The organism is Janthinobacterium sp. HH104 (genome assembly GCF_001758715.1).
GTDB lineage: Bacteria > Pseudomonadota > Gammaproteobacteria > Burkholderiales > Burkholderiaceae_D > Janthinobacterium > Janthinobacterium aestuarii.
This window is the reverse complement of record NZ_LRIB01000023.1, coordinates 1-13,105: the sequence shown is the minus strand read 5'-3', so window position 1 is coordinate 13,105 and position 13,105 is coordinate 1. Positions and strand designations below refer to the sequence as shown.

Here is a 13,105-nt window from a genome sequence, read left to right as displayed (position 1 = left end):
CACTGAACTTCTTGCAGCGGGCCAACTCTATATCCATACAGGCGCCCACGCTGCATGACTACAGGGACATTGGGCGTGAGGACAGAGCGCGAGTATGATCAGTTACTGGTCGAGCGGGTGCAGGCCGGCGACAAACGGGCATTCGATGTGCTGGTATCGAAATACCAGCGCCGCTTGATGCGCCTCGTGTCGCGCCTTGTGCATGACCCGGCGGAGGCCGAAGATGTGGTGCAGGAAACCTTTATCAAGGCATACCGGGCGCTGCGCCATTTTCGCGGTGAGGCCGCCTTTTATACCTGGCTGTACCGCATCGGCATCAATACGGCCAAGAATTATCTTGTCACACAGGGGCGCCGCGCCGCCACGTCCAGCGATACCGACGCCGAGCAGGCGGAGTCCTTCGATGATGGCAATAAATTGCGCGACAACAATACACCCGAATCGGTGCTGGCCAGCAAGCAGATTGCGGCCACCGTCAATGCGGCCATGGATGTACTGCCCATCGAATTGCGCACGGCCATCGTGCTGCGCGAGATCGAGGGCCTGAGCTATGAAGAAATATCGGAGATCATGGCGTGCCCCATCGGCACCGTGCGCAGCCGGATTTTTCGCGCGCGCGAAGTGATTGCGGAGAAATTGAAACCGTTGCTGGACATGCCAATTGACAAGCGCTGGTAATCTGGAGAGTATGAGATTGGCATGGCTGTGTCCGGTTTCCGCACCGATCCCTTTGAAATGGCAGGACCCATCATGGATACGCATACACGATTGCACGAGACTATTTCCGCCCTGGCCGATGGCGAGCTGGCGGCGAGCGAACTCGAACTGGCTTTTGCCGCCCTCGACACGGATGAGGGGCGGCAGGCTTGGGATGCCTATCGCCATATCGGTGACGTGCTGCGCTCGGAGCAGTGCGGCCATGCACTGAGCAAGCAGTTCGATGCGCGCCTGGCCGCCCGCCTGGCCGCCGAGGCGGCGCCTGAGGGGCCGGCTGCCCATGCCGAGCCGCTACTGCCCCTGTCCGCCGCCATCGTGCCGCCGGGCACTGCCGAGCCACTGGAGGCGGGGCCACTGGCGCAACGCTAAGAGGCTGTTTGCCATCTTATGCCAGGCTTAATGTTCCCGTCGCCCTATTGACACTGGCCTTCGGTACGATTGACACTGTGCGCAGGCAATATCTTGCTTTTGCGATATATTGTTGCTGCCATGCGCGCTGCCGGGTGTGTTTGCCCCCGGGATTCCGTCGTGACGGCCAATCATGCACGCAGGCAATAGTCTGATCCGCGGTTTGATCCGTTTCTATATTCGAGAAGATCTTTTCCATGAAAAAAAACATGTGTGCTGCCAGCAAGTCGTTTTCAGTGAAGACGCTTTCCGCCTTATTGTTCGGTACGGCTGGCGTCTTTTTTGCCCCCTCCATGCTGGACCTGGCGCCACAGGCGCAGGCCGCCGTGCCGGCCGTGAAATTGCCTGATTTCTCGGACCTGGTCGATGCCGTCGGCCCGGCCGTCGTGAATATCCGCACCACCGAGCGCCTGAAAATGAACGGCGCCGGCGTCGGCAGCCAGGATGAACAGGAAATGCAGGAATTCCTGCGCCGCTTCTTTGGCGGCGCCATGCCGACGCCGCGCCAGCAGGCGCCACGCGGCGGCGGCCGCCGTGCCGTGCCGCAGGAACAGGAAGTGCAGCGCGGTGTCGGTTCCGGCTTCATCATCTCGGCCGATGGCTACGTGCTGAGCAATGCCCACGTGGTCGACGGCGCCGATGAAGTCTACGTGACCCTGACGGACAAGCGCGAATTCAAGGCCAAGGTGATCGGCGCCGATGCGCGGACCGACGTGGCCCTGCTGAAAATCGAGGGCGGCAACTTGCCGCGCCTGACCATCGGCGACTCCAACAAGATACGTGTGGGCGAGTGGGTCATCGCCATCGGTTCGCCGTTCAACCTGGAAAACTCGGTGACGGCTGGCATCATTTCCGCCAAATCACGCGACACGGGCGACTATTTGCCGCTGATTCAAAGCGACGTTGCCGTCAATCCCGGCAACTCGGGCGGTCCGCTGATCAATATGCGCGGCGAAGTGATCGGCATCAATTCGCAGATCGCCACCTTGTCCGGCGCCTACAATGGCATTTCGTTTGCCGTGCCCATCGATGAAGCCATGCGCGTGGGCGAGCAGCTGAAAAAGACGGGTAAAGTCGTGCGCGGCCGCATCGGCGTGCAGATCGGTGAAGTGAGCAAGGACGTGGCGGAATCGCTGGGCTTGCCGAATGCCAAGGGCGCGCAAGTATCGATGGTGGAGCCGGGCGGTCCCGCCGACAAGGCGGGTATCAAGCCGGGCGACATCATCCTGAAATTCAACGGCGCTCAGATCGAGCGCTCCTCCGACCTGCCGCGCCTGGTGGGTGGCGCCGCCGTCAACGGCAAGTCCACGCTCACCGTGTGGCGCAAGGGGGCGCAGCAGGACATCCCCGTCACCGTCGTCGAGCTGGAAAGCGAGAAAACGGCGAAGAAGAGCGCCAAGGAGCCGGAAGCGCAAGCTGTCAATGCCCTGGGGCTGAAGGTCAGCGACGTGCCGGCCGCGAAGAAGCAGGAACTGAAGATCGACGCGGGCGTGCAGGTCGACGAGGCCGATGGCGTGGCGGCCCTGGCCGGCCTGCAGCCTGGCGATGTGATCTTGCAACTGAATAACGTTGCAGTGAAAGACGCCAGGCAGTTCAATGCCCTGGTCGCCAAGCTCGATCCGAAGAAGACGTCGGCCTTGCTGGTGCGCCGTGGCGACGTGGCGCAATTCGTTTCGCTGCGCCCGTCGGCGAAGTAACTATGTGATCATCCCGCATTCCGGCCGCGGCCGGGATGCGGTATCCTGCCCGCCATGCACTTCACCCTCTATTCCCGCAGTTATTGCCACCTTTGCCAGGACATGCTCGACGCTTTGCTCCTGCTGCAGCCGCCCGGAAAACCGTTCACGGTGGACGTGATCGACATCGATGCATCGCCCGATGCCTCGCTGCTGGCCCGTTTCGATGAGCTGGTGCCGGTGCTGTTCGGCGACCTGGCCCAGCCCGAGCTCTGCCATTATTTCCTTGACGAGGCGGCCGTGCGCCGCTGCCTGGCGTAGCTTGATTGTCAATATTGACACTGCATTGCACCATTCTGGTGCTGAAAACAGCCGAAAATGTCGGCTTGCCCCGGTGTCGGCCTCATAAGACGGGCTTTCTACTCTGAAATCCGGTAAAATGGGGAGGTCGAAAAAGCTACTGTCCGAGGCAGCAGCTTCTGTCGCTTCAAAAGCGCTCGCCTGGGCATGCAGATGTCCTGCTCGGAGCGCTTTTTTCATCATGAGTGGGGTGCCCGGTTTTGGCCCGGCTTGGCCCGAGCATGATCCCCATGATTCCTGTTAAAGCAGTGTCGTAAACTTCGCACTTATATTAGTTAATGAACAACATACGCAATTTCTCCATCATCGCCCATATTGACCACGGTAAATCGACCCTGGCTGACCGCATCATTCAATTGTGCGGCGGCTTGTCCGACCGCGAGATGGAGGCGCAGGTGCTCGATTCGATGGATCTGGAGCGCGAGCGCGGCATTACCATCAAGGCGCAAACGGCGGCCCTGCACTACAAGGCGCGCGATGGCCAGATCTACAACCTGAACCTGATCGATACGCCGGGCCACGTCGACTTCAGCTATGAAGTGTCGCGCTCGCTGTCGGCGTGCGAAGGCGCGCTGCTGGTCGTGGACGCGTCGCAAGGCGTGGAAGCGCAAACGGTCGCCAACTGCTACACGGCGCTGGACCTGGGCGTGGAAGTGGTACCCGTGCTGAACAAGATCGACTTGCCGAACGCGGATCCGCCGAGCGCCATTGCCGAGATCGAAGACGTGATCGGCATCGATGCGGGCGACGCCGTGCATTGCTCGGCCAAGACGGGCTTCGGCGTGCTGGACGTGCTCGAACAACTGATCGTCAAGGTACCGCCACCGAAGGGCGACCCGGACGCGCCGCTGCAGGCGCTGATCGTCGACTCCTGGTATGACGCCTATGTGGGCGTGGTCATGCTGGTGCGCGTCATCAACGGCACCCTGAAACCGAAAGACAAGATTCGCCTGATGGCCACTGATTCGGTGCAGCTGGTGGAAGACATTGGCGTGTTTTCGCCACGTTCGCAATCCTTGCCGCAATTATCGGCAGGCCAGGTGGGCTTCATCATCGCCGGCATCAAGGAATTGAAAGCGGCGAAAGTGGGTGACACCGTCACCCTGGCCAACCGTCCTGCCGCCGCGCCATTGCCTGGCTTCAAGGAAGTGCAGCCGCAAGTGTTCGCCGGCCTGTTCCCCGTGGAAGCGAACCAGTACGACGCGCTGCGCGACTCGCTGGAAAAGCTGAAACTGAACGACGCGGCCCTGATGTACGAGCCGGAAGTGTCGCAGGCGCTGGGCTTCGGCTTCCGCTGCGGCTTCCTGGGCTTGCTGCACATGGAAATCGTGCAGGAGCGCCTCGAGCGCGAATTCGACATGGACCTGATCACCACGGCGCCAACCGTGGTGTACGAAGTGATCCAGCGCGACGGCACCATGATCAACGTCGACAATCCATCGAAGATGCCCGATCCGTCGCGCATCGAGGAAGTGCGCGAGCCTATCGTCACGGTCAATCTGTACATGCCGCAGGAATATGTGGGCTCCGTGATTACCTTGTGTATCGGCAAGCGCGGTATCCAGATGGACATGAGCTACCACGGCCGCCAGGTCAAGCTCGTGTATGAAATGCCGATGGCCGAGATCGTGCTGGACTTCTTCGACCGCCTGAAATCGACGTCGCGCGGCTATGCCTCGATGGATTACGAGTTCAAGGAATACCGCGCGGCCGACGTGGTCAAGGTCGACATGCTGATCAACAGCGAAAAAGTCGATGCGCTGGCCATCATCGTCCACCGTTCGAACAGCCAGTACCGTGGCCGCCAGGTGGCTGCCAAGATGCGTGAACTGATCCCGCGCCAGATGTTCGACGTGGCGATTCAAGCGACCATCGGCGCGAACATCATTTCGCGCGAGAACGTAAAAGCCTTGCGCAAGAACGTCTTGGCCAAGTGCTATGGCGGCGACATCAGCCGCAAGAAAAAATTGCTGGAAAAACAAAAAGCGGGTAAGAAACGCATGAAGCAAGTGGGTTCCGTGGAGATCCCGCAAGAAGCATTCCTGGCAATTTTACAAGTGGATGGTTAATCAATGAACCTGCAAGTGATTTTAGGAAATTTCGCTTTAATCCTGTTCGTGCTGATGGTGTTGACGGGCCTGGTCTGGTGCCTCGATGTGTTTTATCTGTCCAAGCAGCGCCGCAAGGCGGCCGACCGCGCCCTGGCTGAATTCGATGCGCGCCAGTCCAAGCTGGCCGCCGAGGGCATCAAGTCCGATGCCGGCGGCAGCCGCGCGAGCATCGAGGCGGCCCTGTTGCGCCAGCCGACCTGGGTCGAGTATTCGGGCAGCTTCTTCCCCGTCATCGCGCTCGTGTTCTGCCTGCGCTCGTTCCTGTACGAGCCGTTCAAGATCCCGTCGAGCTCGATGGTGCCGACCTTGCTGGTGGGCGATCTGATTCTGGTGAACAAGTTCACCTATGGCATTCGTTTGCCGATCGTCAACAAGCGCATCATTGAAGTCAATGATCCGCAGCGCGGCGACGTGATGGTGTTTAAGTACCCGAAAGACATGTCGCAAGACTATATCAAGCGCGTGATCGGTGTACCCGGTGATAAAATCACCTATGAAAACAAGCGCTTGACGGTCAACGGCAAGGAAGTGGCGTACACGCCGCTGGACGACTATCTGGACGATGAAAGCACGGTCTACCACAAGCAGCTGGAAGAAAACCTGACGGGTGTGAGCCACCGCATCCTCAACGACGAGCCTGCTCCAACGTTGAACTTGCGCGAAGTGAAGGATTTCCCGCACAAGGATGCGTGCAACTACAACGAAGACGGTTTTACGTGTGTAGTGCCACAAGGCAATTACTTCATGATGGGCGATAACCGCGACAATAGCGCGGACAGCCGCTACTGGGGCTTCGTGCCGAACGAGAACATCGTCGGCAAGGCTTTCCTGGTGTGGATGAACTTCAGCAATCCGAAACGAGTGGGCGGCATACACTAGGCCGTCCCTATGGCTGCCGCGCCGATTCCCCGCGCGGCGGCCAGCCGAATTACTCAGATGACACAGAAACAACAATGAATCTTCAGCTATTGCAAACCCGTTTAGGCTATACGTTCCAGGATGCTGGCCTGTTGCAGCAAGCCTTGACGCATCGTAGCCACAGCAGTTTGCATAACGAGCGGCTGGAATTCCTCGGCGACTCCATCCTCAACTGCGTGGTCGCTTCCATCCTGTACGAACGCTTCAAGTCCATCGACGAGGGCGACCTGTCGCGCTTGCGCGCCAATCTGGTGAAACAGCAGTCGCTGTATGAAATCGCGCAAAAGCTGGAATTGTCGCAATTTTTGCGCCTGGGCGAAGGCGAACTGAAATCGGGCGGCTTCCGCCGTCCATCGATCCTCGCCGACACCCTGGAAGCCTTGCTGGGCGCCATCTTCCTCGACACGGGCTTCGATGCGGCCAGCACGGTGATCCGCGCCTTCTACATCCCCATCCTCGACTCGGTCGATCCGCAAACCCTGGGCAAGGATGCCAAGACCCTGCTACAGGAGTTTTTGCAAAGCAAGAAAATTTCGCTGCCACAGTACAACGTGGTGGCTACCCACGGCGCCGCCCACAGCCAGGAATTCGAGATCGAATGCCTGGTGCCGAAATTGAACATCCAGGTTTACGGCCGTGGCGGAAGCCGCCGCGCCGGTGAGCAAGCCGCCGCCAAACTGGCGCTGGACGTGGCCGAGCAGGCGCTGCTGAAGTCGCCTGCCGCCAGCCGCAAGCCCAAACCGCGCGCCGCCCAGCTCAAGCTGGCCGGCATTGCCACCATCCAGAGCGACGACGCGCAAGCTCCTGCTGCCCCGGCGATCGCCGCTCACACTAAACAGAATCGACACTAGCATGACAGCCACCAAAATGCCCGACAACTTCCGCTGCGGCTATATCGCCATCGTGGGCCGCCCGAACGTGGGCAAATCGACCCTGATGAACGTGCTGATCGGCGCGAAGGTCAGCATCACTTCGCGCAAGGCGCAAACCACGCGCCACCGCATCACGGGCATCCAGACGGTGCCGGACGCGCAATTCATCTACGTCGATACGCCTGGCTTCCAGACGCGCCACTCGAACGCGCTGAACAAGACGTTGAACAAAACCGTGACGAACACCCTGATTTCCTCGGACGTGATTTTGTACGTGATCGAGGCGGGCACGTTTGGCCCGGCCGACCAGCAAGTGATGGACCTGCTGCCGAAGGAAGTGCCATGCATCCTCGTCATCAATAAATCGGACCGCGTGAAAGACAAGGCCGTGCTGCTGCCGTTCGCGCAAAAGGTCGCCGCCATGCGCGACTTCGCCGCCATCGTGCCCGTCTCGGCCAAGCTGCACTTCCAGCTGGAAGGCTTGCAGAACGAAATCAAGCGCTTCCTGCCGGAAAACCAGCCGATCTTTGGCCCGGACGACATCACGGACCGCAGCGAGAAATTCCTCGCTTCGGAAATCGTGCGCGAAAAACTGTTCCGCTTCGTCGGCGACGAACTGCCGTACACGAGCACCGTCTTGATCGAGAAATTCGAGCAGGAAGGCGATCTGCGCCGCGTGTTCGCCGCCATCCTGGTCGAACGCGATACGCACAAGTCCATGATTATCGGCAACAAGGGTGCGCGCCTGAAGGAAGTCTCCACCCAGGCCCGCCTGGATATGGAAAAGCTGTTCGGCGGCCCCGTGTACCTGGAAATCTGGGTCAAGGTCAAGTCGGGCTGGGCCGACAACGAGGCGGGCTTGCGCGCCTACGGCTACGAGTAATCCGCAACCCGGGGGCGACGCCACACGCATGAGCACCACCACGCCAGCGCTGCACGATCCTGCGCCAGCCTCCATCGTTGTCCCCGCGCCGGCGGCCATTGCGCCGCCGGCCGCAACTCCCGCATCCGCCGCGCCCCGGCGCAGCCGTCCGCCCGCGCGCGACGGCAAGGTCACGGGCCAGCCCGCCTTCGTGCTGCACAGCTATCCGCATAAAGAAACCAGCCTCATCGTCGACGTGTTTACGCGCGAGTACGGCCGCATCGCGCTCGTCGCCAAGGGCGCCAAGCGGCCCCATTCGCAGTTGCGCGGTGTGCTGCAGACGTTCCAGCCGCTGCAGGCGGGCTGGACGGGCAAGTCCGAACTGCGCATCCTCACGGGCGCCGAGTGGGTGGGTGGCATGCTGCCGCTGGAAAAGACCGCCTTGCTGTGCGGCTTTTATCTGAACGAATTGCTGGTGAAACTGCTGGCGCGCGACGACCCGCATCCCGTCCTGTTCGACCACTACGTTGCCACCTTGAATCAACTGGCGCACAATGAGCCGCCGCCCATCGTGCTGCGCAAGTTCGAGCGTGCCCTGCTCAAGGAAACGGGCGTGGCGGCCGACTTGACGCGCTGCACGGGCACGCGCCAGGCCGTCGATGCGGGGCAGGTGTACGTGGTCGATCCGGAACGGGGACCGCGTCCGGCGCGCGCCGCCGACGCCTGGCCCAAGATCACGGGCAAGACCCTGCTCGACATGGAGCGCGAAGATTATCTTGACGTGGCCACGCAGGCGCAAAGCAAGCTGCTGATGCGTTTTTTGCTGGCCCATCAACTGGGTGGCGCCACCTTGAATACGCGCCAGATACTGATCGATTTAATGCAGCTGTAATAGATTTCAGCACTTTACGGACACCATCATATGAGCTTTTTGCAGCCTTCCGGCCCCGTCATCGACCTGGGCGTCAATATCGACCACGTGGCTACCTTGCGCAATGCGCGCGGCACCGCGTATCCGGACCCGATCCGCGCGGCCCTGCTGGCCGAACAGGCGGGCGCCGACGCCATCACCCTGCATTTGCGTGAAGACCGCCGCCACATCAAGGATGCGGACGTCATCGCCATCGCGCCGCAGCTGCTTACGCGCATGAATCTGGAAGCGGCCGTGACGCAGGAAATGATCGATTTCGCCTGTCGCATCCGCCCGGCGGACGTCTGCCTGGTACCGGAAAAGCGTACGGAAGTGACGACCGAAGGGGGCCTGGACGTGGTGCGCTACTTCAAGGAAGTGCAGGCGGCCGTGAAACAATTGCAGGGCGAGGGCATCCGCGTGAGCCTGTTCATCGATGCGGACGAGCAGCAGATCGCCGCCGCAGCTGAATTGGGCGCGCCCGTGATCGAGTTGCACACGGGCCGCTACGCCGATACCGAGGGCGCCGAGCAATTGGCCGAGCTCGAGCGCATCAAGGCGGGCGTGCTGTTCGGTGCGGGCCGCGGCTTGAAGGTCAACGCGGGCCATGGCTTGCATTACACCAACGTGCAGGCGATCGCCGCCATTCCAGATATCGCGGAACTGAACATCGGCCACGCCATCGTCGCGCATGCCGTGTTTGTCGGCTGGGAAAACGCCGTGCGCGAAATGAAGGCCATCATGGTGGCCACACGCATCGCCAGCAAGGCATAAGCGCGCACAAAGGAGGCAGCATGATCTACGGCATCGGCACCGATATCTGCAAGATCCCCCGCATCGAGGCGGCACTGGCGCGCCACGGCGAGCGTTTCGCGAAAAAGATACTGGGGCCGCAGGAGCTGGAAAAGTTTCGCGCCCGCAGCGCCAAGAACGCCGTGCGCGGCGTGCGCTTCCTCGCCACGCGCTTCGCGGCCAAGGAGGCGTTTTCCAAGGCCATCGGCCTGGGCTTGCGCATGCCGATGACCTGGCCCGCCGCGCAGATGCTGAACCACCCGAGCGGCAAACCGATGATCGTCTGCAGCGGCGTGCTGGCGGACTTCATGGAAAAACACCGGCTGAGCGCGCAAGTGACGATCAGCGATGAAGAAGAGTATGCGGTCGCGTTCGTGATCGTGGAGCAAGCAGATGCCGGGGTCAGACCCGGCGGGTCTGACCCCAAACCGAGCCAGCAATGACCGAAGCAAGCCCAGAATCTACCTTGGCGGAGACGCCGCCCGACCCGCGCGCGCAGGTGCTGGCCACCGTCGCCAAGCTGCCGAACCTGCCCGGCGTGTACCGCTACTTCGACGCCGCCGACAAGGTGCTGTACGTCGGCAAGGCGCGCGACTTGAAAAAGCGCGTCTCCAGTTATTTCCAGAAAAACCTGGCCAGCCCCCGCATCGCCATGATGGTCGAGCGCATCGCGCGTCTGGAAACGACCGTCACGCACAGCGAAGCGGAAGCCCTGATCCTGGAAAACAACCTGATCAAGGCGCTGCAGCCGCGCTACAACATCCTGTTCCGCGACGACAAGTCGTATCCGTATTTGAAAATCACGAATGGCGATGCGCCGCGCATGGTGTATTACCGGGGCGCCGTGGACAAGAAAAACCAGTATTTCGGGCCGTTCCCCAGTTCCTGGGCCGTCAAGGAATCGATGCAGATCCTGCAAAAGGTGTTCCTGATCCGCACCTGCGAGGACAGCGTCTACGCGAACCGCACGCGGCCCTGCCTGCTGCACCAGATCGGCCGCTGCAGCGCGCCGTGCGTGGACCTGATCAGCAAGGAAGACTACAAGAACGACGTGGAAAACGCGGCGCGCTTCCTGCGCGGACGCCAGAGCGAAGTGCTGGCCGACCTGGAAAAGAAGATGCATGCGTTTGCCGCCGAGCTGAAATTCGAGCAGGCCGTGGTGGTGCGCAACCAGATCGCTTCGCTGTCGCGCGTGCTGCACCAGCAAAGCATGGAAACGACGGGCGACGCCGACGTCGACATCATCGCCGTGCTGGTGCAGGGCGGGCGCGCCTGCGTCAACCTGGCCATGGTGCGCGGTGGGCGCCACCTGGGCGACCGTGCGTATTTCCCCAGCCAGCTCAGCGATGCGGCGGCGATTGCCGAGGAAGCCATCGAGGTGGAAGTGCTGGCCGCCTTCCTGGCCCAGCACTACACGGAAAAATTCATTCCCGGCACCCTGATCCTGAATATTGAATTCGACCAGCCGGCCCTGATGGTGGCGCTGATGGAGCAGTGTGGCCACCGCATCAACCTGATTTTCCAGCCGCAGGGACAGCGCCGCCAATGGCTGGAGATGGCGCAGAAGGGCGCCGAGATTTCGCTGGCGCGCTTGTTGTCCGAGCAGGGTTCGCAGCAGTCGCGCACGCGCGCGCTGGCCGAAGCACTGCGCCTGGAAACAGAAGATCTCGACAGCCTGCGTGTCGAGTGCTTCGACATCAGCCACACGCAGGGCGAGGCGACGCAGGCCTCGTGCGTCGTGTTCCATCACCACGCCATGCAGAACGGCGAGTACCGGCGCTACAACATCAACGACATCACGCCCGGCGACGATTACGCGGCCATGCGCCAGGTCCTCATGCGCCGTTATGAAAAGGTGGCGAATGGCGACGGCGTCATGCCCGACGTGGTCTTGATCGACGGCGGCAAGGGACAGATCGAGATGGCGCGCCAGGTGTTTGCCGAGCTGGGACTCGATATCAGCTTGATTGTCGGCGTGGCCAAGGGCGAGGGGCGCAAGGTGGGCCTGGAAACCCTGCTGTTCGTCGATGGCCGCGCGGCGCAGGAACTGGGCAAGGAATCGGCGGCCCTGATGCTGATCGCGCAGATCCGCGACGAGGCGCACCGCTTTGCCATTACCGGCATGCGCGCCAAGCGGGCGAAGACGCGCCAGACCTCGCGCCTGGAAGAGATCGAAGGCATCGGCGCCAAGCGCCGCCAGAAACTGCTGTCGCGCTTTGGCGGCTTGCGCGGCGTGGTCGACGCCAGCGTCGAGGACCTGATGTCAGTGGAGGGGATTTCCACGCAACTCGCGGAAGAGATCTACAAGCAATTACATTGATGGATCAATGGCCTGGTCCGGTGTTGCGGCAAGCGGACTAGGCTAATACCCCTGGGCCATGTAGACTAGTGGCGCTTTCTTCATACTTTCTTCATATTCAATTTACCCGTCGGCCGATTGCTCTCTTATGCCTTTTAATATTCCCATCCTTCTGACCTGGCTGCGCGTGGCCCTGATTCCGCTTGTCGTCGGCGTTTTTTACCTGCCGCCGTCGATGCTGCTGCATGGCGACCAGAACCTGGTTGCCACCCTGGTCTTTATCGTTGCGGCCGTGACCGACTGGTTCGATGGTTTCCTCGCGCGGCGCTGGAACCAGACGTCGGCCTTCGGCGCCTTCCTCGACCCGGTCGCCGACAAGCTGATGGTGGCGGGCGCCTTGCTGGTGCTGGTGCAACTGGACCGTGTCAATGCCGTGCTGGCCTTCATCATCATCGGCCGCGAAATCACGATTTCCGCGCTGCGCGAATGGATGGCGCAGATCGGCGCATCGAAATCGGTGGCCGTCAGCTCGATCGGCAAGATCAAGACGGCCGCGCAAATGACGGCCATTCCCTTGCTGCTGTACCACGAAGTGATCTTTGGCGCGATCGACACCCATGTGTGGGGCGAAAAGCTGCTGTGGATCGCCTGCGTGTTGACGGTGTGGTCGATGTTCTATTACTTGCGCCTGGCATGGCCGCTCATCAAGGAAAAGGCCGGTAGCCTGCATTAAGGCCGCTCCGCCTAGCTACTGCGCAGCGCACTCTCGCGTCTCCGTTGCTCGCTGTACCTTCGTACAGCTCCGCTACTCAACACGATATTGCGCTTGCTCGCTACGCTATTCGGAGGACCTTAAGACGGTATTGGCTACTTTCTGCGGAATATTTTGTAAAACACCAGATATTGCCCGTTGACAGCCCCTGTAATCCCTCTATAATGCTGGCCTGTTGTTGATGACGCGGGAGTAGCTCAGTTGGTAGAGCGCAACCTTGCCAAGGTTGAGGTCGAGAGTTCGAGACTCTTCTCCCGCTCCAGTTTTCTGGATCGTGTCATAGGTAAAAACAGCGAATGCAGTAAAAAGTAGTACTGGCGATGTAGTAGAGCTTCTGATACAATGTTGTCCACTGCGGGAGTAGCTCAGTTGGTAGAGCGCAACCTTGCCAAGGTTGAGGTCGAGAGT

The 13,105-nt window shown here is 60.9% G+C and carries 13 protein-coding genes and 1 tRNA gene; all 14 read left to right on the top strand.

Translation table 11 applies throughout. The annotated features are described in order from the left end of the window. Positions 1-54: 54 nt before the first annotated feature. Positions 55-678, top strand: coding sequence for an RNA polymerase sigma factor RpoE (gene rpoE, locus JAB6_RS07255; protein WP_034749631.1), 624 nt, complete (start codon positions 55-57; stop codon positions 676-678). Positions 679-750: 72 nt separating this feature from the next. Beyond that, positions 751-1,086 (top strand): sigma-E factor negative regulatory protein, encoded by a 336-nt coding sequence (locus tag JAB6_RS07250; RefSeq protein WP_070302284.1) that lies wholly within the window; start codon positions 751-753, stop codon positions 1,084-1,086. A 236-nt stretch (positions 1,087-1,322) separates the two neighbouring features. Continuing rightward, positions 1,323-2,822 (top strand): DegQ family serine endoprotease, encoded by a 1,500-nt coding sequence (locus JAB6_RS07245; RefSeq protein WP_070302034.1) that lies wholly within the window; start codon positions 1,323-1,325, stop codon positions 2,820-2,822. A gap of 54 nt (positions 2,823-2,876) precedes the next feature. After that, the gene (locus JAB6_RS07240) at positions 2,877-3,122 is read left to right on the top strand and encodes a glutaredoxin family protein (RefSeq protein WP_070302033.1); all 246 of its coding nucleotides are present in this window, start codon (positions 2,877-2,879) and stop codon (positions 3,120-3,122) included. Positions 3,123-3,439: 317 nt separating this feature from the next. Further along, a complete protein-coding gene (lepA, locus tag JAB6_RS07235; RefSeq protein WP_034749621.1) occupies positions 3,440-5,230 on the top strand; it encodes a translation elongation factor 4 in 1,791 nt (596 codons plus the stop codon). 3 nt (positions 5,231-5,233) lie between these two features. Further along, positions 5,234-6,151 carry a signal peptidase I gene (gene lepB / locus JAB6_RS07230; protein ID WP_034749618.1) on the top strand — a complete coding sequence of 306 codons (918 nt, stop codon included), beginning with the start codon at positions 5,234-5,236 and terminating at the stop codon, positions 6,149-6,151. Between the two features lie 74 nt (positions 6,152-6,225). Further along, entirely contained in the window at positions 6,226-7,041 is an 816-nt protein-coding gene (gene rnc, locus JAB6_RS07225; protein ID WP_034749615.1) for a ribonuclease III, read from the top strand. Position 7,042: 1 nt separating this feature from the next. Continuing rightward, positions 7,043-7,945: a GTPase Era gene (gene era, locus JAB6_RS07220; protein WP_046683972.1), complete on the top strand. Its 903-nt coding sequence runs from the start codon at positions 7,043-7,045 to the stop codon at positions 7,943-7,945. Between the two features lie 28 nt (positions 7,946-7,973). Continuing rightward, on the top strand, positions 7,974-8,816 hold the full coding sequence (recO, locus tag JAB6_RS07215; RefSeq protein ID WP_070302032.1) for a DNA repair protein RecO: 843 nt from the start codon (positions 7,974-7,976) through the stop codon (positions 8,814-8,816). Positions 8,817-8,846: 30 nt separating this feature from the next. Then, a complete protein-coding gene (gene pdxJ, locus JAB6_RS07210; protein ID WP_070302031.1) occupies positions 8,847-9,608 on the top strand; it encodes a pyridoxine 5'-phosphate synthase in 762 nt (253 codons plus the stop codon). A 20-nt stretch (positions 9,609-9,628) separates the two neighbouring features. Then, on the top strand, positions 9,629-10,069 hold the full coding sequence (gene acpS, locus JAB6_RS07205) for a holo-ACP synthase (protein WP_070302030.1): 441 nt from the start codon (positions 9,629-9,631) through the stop codon (positions 10,067-10,069). Further along, positions 10,066-11,946, top strand: coding sequence for an excinuclease ABC subunit UvrC (gene uvrC, locus JAB6_RS07200; RefSeq protein WP_034749604.1), 1,881 nt, complete (start codon positions 10,066-10,068; stop codon positions 11,944-11,946). The genes acpS and uvrC overlap by 4 nt, the downstream gene beginning before the upstream one ends. Before the next feature lie 127 nt (positions 11,947-12,073). Beyond that, positions 12,074-12,658 carry a CDP-diacylglycerol--glycerol-3-phosphate 3-phosphatidyltransferase gene (gene pgsA, locus JAB6_RS07195; protein ID WP_070302029.1) on the top strand — a complete coding sequence of 195 codons (585 nt, stop codon included), beginning with the start codon at positions 12,074-12,076 and terminating at the stop codon, positions 12,656-12,658. A gap of 225 nt (positions 12,659-12,883) precedes the next feature. After that, positions 12,884-12,959 (top strand) — tRNA-Gly (locus tag JAB6_RS07190). The last annotated feature ends 146 nt before the right edge of the window (positions 12,960-13,105 follow it).

Excerpts from the sequence above, each read along its gene's own strand:
- rpoE (WP_034749631.1), top strand. The coding sequence starts at position 55 with ATGACTACAGGGACATTGGGCGTGAGGACAGAGCGCGAGTATGATCAG.
- JAB6_RS07250 (WP_070302284.1), top strand. The coding sequence starts at position 751 with ATGGATACGCATACACGATTGCACGAGACTATTTCCGCCCTGGCCGAT.
- JAB6_RS07245 (WP_070302034.1), top strand. The coding sequence starts at position 1,323 with ATGAAAAAAAACATGTGTGCTGCCAGCAAGTCGTTTTCAGTGAAGACG.
- JAB6_RS07240 (WP_070302033.1), top strand. The coding sequence starts at position 2,877 with ATGCACTTCACCCTCTATTCCCGCAGTTATTGCCACCTTTGCCAGGAC.
- lepA (WP_034749621.1), top strand. The coding sequence starts at position 3,440 with ATGAACAACATACGCAATTTCTCCATCATCGCCCATATTGACCACGGT.
- lepB (WP_034749618.1), top strand. The coding sequence starts at position 5,234 with ATGAACCTGCAAGTGATTTTAGGAAATTTCGCTTTAATCCTGTTCGTG.
- rnc (WP_034749615.1), top strand. The coding sequence starts at position 6,226 with ATGAATCTTCAGCTATTGCAAACCCGTTTAGGCTATACGTTCCAGGAT.
- era (WP_046683972.1), top strand. The coding sequence starts at position 7,043 with ATGACAGCCACCAAAATGCCCGACAACTTCCGCTGCGGCTATATCGCC.
- recO (WP_070302032.1), top strand. The coding sequence starts at position 7,974 with ATGAGCACCACCACGCCAGCGCTGCACGATCCTGCGCCAGCCTCCATC.
- pdxJ (WP_070302031.1), top strand. The coding sequence starts at position 8,847 with ATGAGCTTTTTGCAGCCTTCCGGCCCCGTCATCGACCTGGGCGTCAAT.
- acpS (WP_070302030.1), top strand. The coding sequence starts at position 9,629 with ATGATCTACGGCATCGGCACCGATATCTGCAAGATCCCCCGCATCGAG.
- uvrC (WP_034749604.1), top strand. The coding sequence starts at position 10,066 with ATGACCGAAGCAAGCCCAGAATCTACCTTGGCGGAGACGCCGCCCGAC.
- pgsA (WP_070302029.1), top strand. The coding sequence starts at position 12,074 with ATGCCTTTTAATATTCCCATCCTTCTGACCTGGCTGCGCGTGGCCCTG.